This is a genomic window from Arthrobacter sp. Dra40, from assembly GCF_059091905.1.
The window spans coordinates 1-5,914 of the sequence record NZ_JBNHHB010000269.1 but is presented as its reverse complement, the minus strand read 5'-3'; the positions used below and the strand labels follow the sequence as shown (position 1 = coordinate 5,914).

At 65.9% G+C, this 5,914-nt stretch carries 5 protein-coding genes; 3 read left to right on the top strand and 2 right to left on the bottom strand.

All coding sequences use genetic code 11. The annotated features are described in order from the left end of the window. Positions 1–475, top strand: a 475-nt coding sequence (gene rplJ, locus AC5RWT_RS33510) for a 50S ribosomal protein L10 (protein ID WP_494083983.1), incomplete at its 5' end; no start/stop codon positions are given. 68 nt (positions 476–543) lie between these two features. Beyond that, positions 544–924, top strand: coding sequence for a 50S ribosomal protein L7/L12 (gene rplL / locus AC5RWT_RS33505; RefSeq protein ID WP_493966566.1), 381 nt, complete (start codon positions 544–546; stop codon positions 922–924). Positions 925–992: 68 nt separating this feature from the next. Here the strand turns inward: rplL and AC5RWT_RS33500 are convergent, their stop codons facing one another. Beyond that, positions 993–1,490 (bottom strand): aminoacyl-tRNA deacylase, encoded by a 498-nt coding sequence (locus tag AC5RWT_RS33500; protein WP_494083982.1) that lies wholly within the window; start codon positions 1,488–1,490, stop codon positions 993–995. Positions 1,491–1,555: 65 nt separating this feature from the next. Beyond that, positions 1,556–2,758 carry an acetyl-CoA C-acetyltransferase gene (locus AC5RWT_RS33495; RefSeq protein ID WP_494083981.1) on the bottom strand — a complete coding sequence of 401 codons (1,203 nt, stop codon included), beginning with the start codon at positions 2,756–2,758 and terminating at the stop codon, positions 1,556–1,558. Positions 2,759–3,270: 512 nt separating this feature from the next. Here AC5RWT_RS33495 and rpoB point away from each other — a divergent pair. Continuing rightward, positions 3,271–5,914, top strand: a 2,644-nt coding sequence (gene rpoB, locus AC5RWT_RS33490; RefSeq protein ID WP_494083980.1) for a DNA-directed RNA polymerase subunit beta, incomplete at its 3' end; no start/stop codon positions are given.

The following is a 5,914-nucleotide window of genomic DNA, read 5'->3' as shown; positions in this document are numbered from 1 at the left end:
TTCTCTGGGCCAGGACACCAAGTTCTCGGTCGTAAAGAACACCCTGACTGGCATTGCAGCCAAGGAAGCCGGCATCGACGCGTTCGAAGGCCAGCTTTCCGGACCCACTGCTATCGCCTTCATCAAGGGTGACGCCGTTGCAGCCGCCAAGTCCCTGACGGATTTCGCAAAGTCCAACCCGCAGCTGGTCATCAAGACCGGCATCTTCGAGGGCAAGGCCCTTGACGCAACCGCCGTTGCTGCGCTGGCCGCTCTCGAATCCCGCGAGCACCAGCTGGCCCGCGTCGCCGGTGTCCTCAAGGCTCCGATGTCCGCACTGGCCCGCACCCTCGATGCGCTGCGCATCAAGCAGGAGGAGAACGGTGGCGCTGCTGCCGAGGCTCCGGCAGAGGCTCCGGCCGAAGCTGCCGACGCCGAAGCTCCCGCTGCCGAAGCAACCGAGGCCCCGGCCGAGGCTGCTGCCGAAGAGCAGTAAGACTCTTCACCAACCAACTCTTGGTGCGGACACACCAGCCGCATCACCTATCAGGAAGGACGCCAACCATGGCGAAGCTCACCAACGAAGAGCTCATTGAAGCTTTCAAGGAACTGACCATCATCGAACTCTCCGAGTTCGTCAAGCTGTTTGAGGAGACCTTCGAGGTCACCGCTGCTGCTGTTGCTGTTGCCGGCCCCGCCGGTGGCGGCGCTGGCGAAGCCGCTGCTGAGGAGCAGACCGAGTTCGACGTCGTCCTCGAAGCTGCAGGCGAAAAGAAGATCGCAGTGATCAAGGAAGTCCGCGCCCTGACCTCCCTGGGCCTCAAGGAAGCCAAGGACCTGGTCGACAGCGCTCCGAAGGCAGTCCTCGAAGGCGCCACCAAGGAAGCTGCCGAGAAGGCCAAGGAAGTTCTCGAGGCTGCCGGCGCTACCGTCACCCTCAAGTAAGCTTCTTCAGCTGCTGCAAAGCCCCGCCGCCCTCACAGGGCGGCGGGGCTTTGTGTTGTGTCCACAGGTCAGGCCGGATCGGAAATATCGGCGACGGTGGCCCCGAGCGCCGAAGTCAGTGCATCGGCATCGACAAAGGCGGAGTGTCCGTGTTCCCCGGCACCGAGGGAAATCCGCCGGCCGCGGATGGACTCGTCGGCGTATACCGGCCATGCAGTGGTGCTGCCCAGCGGGGTGATGGTCCCGCGCCGGTAACCCGTTGCTTCGAAGGCGACATCGGCGTGCGGCAACGAGAGTTTGTTGACCCCCAGCAGCGACCGGAGCTTGGGCCAGGAGATCTGGCGGTCCCCCGGGATGAGGGCGAACAGGAACGAACCGTCCTTGTGCTTCACCACCAGGGTCTTGACGATGTCTGCCTCGGCGATGCCCAACAGCTGCGCTGCTTCTGCAAGACTGCGGGCACCGGAACGCTCGGCCACCTCGACCTGGAGCGATAGCGATTCGGCGCCGGCCAGGAAACGTTGCAGGCCGGCGGGCAGGGCGGGGGCGTCAGGTTCGTTGGTCATGCCCGGTTTAAGCCCGGGCGGCCAGCCGGTATTCCCGGCCGGCACCGCCGGGCCTGCCTGGACCCCTAGTCCCGGTACAGCAGCAATGCTTCGCCCTGGCCGCCGCCGCCGCACAAGGAGACCGCTGCCTTGCCGGTCCCTCGCCGGCGCAGTTCGCAGGCTGCCGTCAGAGCCAGCCGGGCGCCGGAGGCACCGATCGGATGGCCCAGCGCGATGGCGCCGCCGTGGATATTGCACTTCTGAAGCGGGTAGTCCAGGTCCTTCAGGGACTGCACTGCCACAGCGCCAAAGGCCTCGTTGATCTCGATGAAATCCAAGTCGGCGGTGGTCCAGCCGGCCCGCTTGAGCGCCTGCGAGATGGCGTTGGACGGCTGGGACTGCAGCGAGGTGTCCGGGCCGGCTACTTGGCCGGGGCGGCCGACGACGGCAAGCCAGTCGAGGCCGTTGTCCTCCGCGAAGCCGCGGCTCGCCACGATCACGGCAGCAGCGCCGTCGGACAGCGGGGAGGAGTTCCCGGCCGTGATGGTCCCGTCCTTGGCGAAGGCGGGGCGCAGCGGGGCCAGGCTCTCTTCCGTGGTCTGCGGCCGGACGCCCTCGTCGCTGTCGACCACCAGATCCTCCCCGCGGCGCTGCGGGACGGTGACCGGGACGATCTCGTCGTCGAAGACCCCGTTCTTCGCAGCGGCAGCGGCCCGCTGGTGGGACGCCGCGGCCACTTCATCCTGCGCCGCGCGGGCGATTCCCAGCTCGGCGTTCCGCCGCTCGGTGGAAACACCCATGGACTCGTGGTCGAAGGCGTCGGTGAGACCGTCGTGGGCCGTGGCATCCAAAGCGGTCATGCTCCCGTACGTCCAGCCCTGGCGGGAACCCGGGAGCAGATGCGGGCCGTTGGTCATCGACTCCTGTCCGCCGGCCACCACCACCTGCGCCTCGCCGCAGCGGATCAGCCGTGCGGCGTCCGTGATGGCCGCCAGCCCGGACAGGCAGACCTTGTTGAGCGTCACGGTGGGGACGTTCCAGCCCAGCCCGGCGGCTATGGCTGCCTGCCGGGCAGGGTTCTGGCCGGCTCCGGCCTGGATGACGTGGCCCATGATGACCGCGTCCACCTGTTCGGCCGCGACGCCGGAGCGCTGCAAGGCGGCCGCAATGGCCTTGCCCCCGAGCTCGGCGGCCGTGAATGATGCGAGCTGGCCGTTCAGCCGTCCATTGGGAGTCCGCGCCCCGTGGAGGATGACGACGTCGTCGCGGCTGCTGTTGTTTTCGGCCATGGCCTCTGCCTCTTTCCGCGCCGGCCGCCGCAGCCGGAAAAACTGCGGACGGAGACTGGTGTCGTAGGTATGATCTGATTCACAGATTACCCGTCCCGGGCAACTCGCCTGAAGCGCAGCCCGGAAAATGCGGGCTGCGGGGTATATGCTGATGGCGTTGTCTTGGGGAAGGCAACGCGAAGACGCACTTTTCGCCTCGTGACGCAATGGCCGCACCGCGTTTCGCACGGCGCGTGCCGCTCGTATCCCGCCGTCGGGGGAGCGGTCACCTGTGCCTGCCCTGCATGCTGGACAATAAGCAGCGCGGTCCCGTACACTTGGTATTTGCGTCTTCCCTCAAAACCTTTGGCCTTCATATAGCGGTGGGCTTCGCCACGCCCTATCTGTGTTTAACAGCAGATCGTGCGGCGGGCAAGGATCATATAGCGGATCCAGGTGGTGTCCGGACCTCACACGGGGTGCCGGCATGCGGAAGCGCAGGACAAGCCTGAAGGTCTGTGGAAGGATCCCTCTTGGTCGCCTCGAGCACCTCTAATACCGATACCGCTAACAGCCTGCTGGACGCCTCGTCAAACGACGGAGCAACCCGGCGGCTCTCATTCGCCAAGATTCACGAACCTCTTGACGTTCCCAACCTGCTCGCCCTTCAGACCGACAGCTTCGACTGGCTGGTCGGCAACGAACGCTGGAAGGCGCGCGTAGCCAAGGCCCAGGAAGAAGGCCGCCAGGGTGTGGCCACCACCTCCGGCCTCGCCGACATCTTCGAAGAGATCTCCCCGATCGAGGACTTCCAGGGCACCATGTCCCTGAGCTTCTCGGAGCCGGAGTTCGCCGATCCGAAGTACACCATGGCCGAGTGCAAGGACCGGGACGCCACGTTCTCGGCGCCGCTGTACGTCAAGGCCGAGTTCATGAACAACAACACGGGCGAAATCAAGCAGCAGACCGTGTTCATGGGCGACTTCCCGCTGATGACCGACAAGGGCACCTTCGTCATCAACGGCACCGAGCGCGTCGTCGTCTCCCAGCTGGTCCGTTCGCCTGGAGCCTACTTCGAGAAGACCGCCGACAAGACCAGCGACAAGGACATCTTCACGGCGAAGATCATCCCGTCCCGCGGCGCCTGGTTCGAGCTCGAAATCGACAAGCGCGACCAGGTCGGCGTCCGCCTCGACCGCAAGCGCAAGCAGTCCGTCACCGTGCTGCTCAAGGCCCTGGGCTGGACCGAAGGCCAGATCCTGGAGACCTTCGGCGGGTACGACTCCATCCGCGCCACGCTGGAGAAGGACGCCACGCAGACCCAGGAAGAAGCACTCCTGGACATCTACCGCAAGCTGCGTCCGGGCGAGCCGCCCACAGTCGAGGCTGCCCAGTCGCTGCTGGACAACCTGTACTTCAACCCCAAGCGCTACGACCTGGCGAAGGTCGGCCGCTACAAGATCAACCGCAAACTCGGCATCGACAAGCCGCTGACGGATCCGGACGCCTCGGTCCTGAACAATGACGACATCGTCGCCATGATCAAGTTCCTGGTGGCGCTGCACGCCGGCGAGACCACCATCCCGGGCAAGCGCGACGGCGCCGACCACGACATCCGCGTCGAGATCGACGACATCGACCACTTCGGCAACCGCCGCATCCGCGCGGTCGGCGAACTGATCGAGAACCAGGTCCGCACCGGCCTCTCGCGCATGGAGCGCGTGGTCCGCGAACGCATGACCACCCAGGATGTTGAAGCGATCACCCCGCAGACGCTGATCAACATCCGGCCCGTGGTGGCAGCGATCAAGGAGTTCTTCGGCACTTCCCAGCTGTCCCAGTTCATGGACCAGAACAACCCGCTGGCCGGCCTGACGCACAAGCGCCGCCTGTCCGCGCTGGGCCCGGGCGGCCTCTCCCGCGACCGCGCCGGCATGGAAGTCCGTGACGTGCACCCCTCGCACTACGGCCGCATGTGCCCGATCGAGACCCCTGAAGGCCCGAACATCGGCCTGATCGGCTCGCTGGCCTCTTACGGCCGGATCAACGCCTTCGGTTTCATCGAGACTCCGTACCGCAAGGTCGTCAACGGCCAGGTCACCGACCAGGTGGATTACCTGACGGCCGACGACGAGATCGAGTGCGTGATCGCCCAGGCGAACGCTCCCCTCACCGAGGACCTGCACTTCGAAGAAGACCTGGTCCTCAGCCGTGAGCGCGGCGGCGGCGGCGAGCCGGTGCTGGTACCGGGCGAGGAAGTCGACTACATGGACGTCTCCCCGCGCCAGATGGTGTCGGTCGCGACGGCCCTGATTCCGTTCCTCGAGCACGACGACGCCAACCGCGCGCTGATGGGCGCCAACATGCAGCGCCAGGCTGTGCCGCTGCTGCGTTCGGAAGCCCCGCTGGTCGGCACCGGCATGGAGCGCTACGCGGCTGTTGACGCCGGCGACTCCGTGGTCGCGGCCAAGGCGGGCGTGGTCACCGAGGTCTCCGCCGACCTGGTCACTGCGCTGAACGACGACGGCACCGAGACCCGGTACCCGATCATGAAGTTCGCCCGCTCCAACCAGGGCAACGCGTACAACCAGCGCGTCCTCGTCGCCGAGGGCCAGCGACTGGAAGTCGGCAGCATCATCGCCGACGGCCCGTCCACCGACCAGGGCGAACTGGCCTTGGGCAAGAACCTGCTGGTGGCGTTCATGTCCTGGGAAGGCCACAACTACGAGGATGCGATCATCCTCTCGCAGCGTGTGGTCTCCGACGACGTGCTGACCTCCATCCACATCGAGGAGCATGAAGTTGATGCCCGCGACACCAAGCTTGGTGCCGAGGAAATCACCCGTGACATCCCAAACGTGTCGGAGGAAGTGCTCTCGCAGCTGGACGAGCGCGGCATCATCCACATCGGTGCTGAGGTTGAGGCCGGAGACATTCTGGTCGGCCGCGTCACTCCGAAGGGCGAGACCGAGCTGACTCCGGAAGAGCGCCTGCTGCGCGCCATCTTCGGCGAGAAGTCCCGCGAAGTGCGCGACACCTCCCTGAAGGTGCCGCACGGCGAGTCCGGCACCGTCATCGGCGTGCGGATCTTCGACCGCGACAACGACGACGAGCTGCCCCCGGGCGTGAACCAACTGGTGCGCGTGTACGTGGCGCAGAAGCGCAAGATCACCGACG

Bases quoted from the DNA above. Each gene is read 5' to 3' on its own strand.
- rplL (WP_493966566.1), top strand. From the start codon at position 544: ATGGCGAAGCTCACCAACGAAGAGCTCATTGAAGCTTTCAAGGAACTG.
- AC5RWT_RS33500 (WP_494083982.1), bottom strand. From the start codon at position 1,490: ATGACCAACGAACCTGACGCCCCCGCCCTGCCCGCCGGCCTGCAACGT.
- AC5RWT_RS33495 (WP_494083981.1), bottom strand. From the start codon at position 2,758: ATGGCCGAAAACAACAGCAGCCGCGACGACGTCGTCATCCTCCACGGG.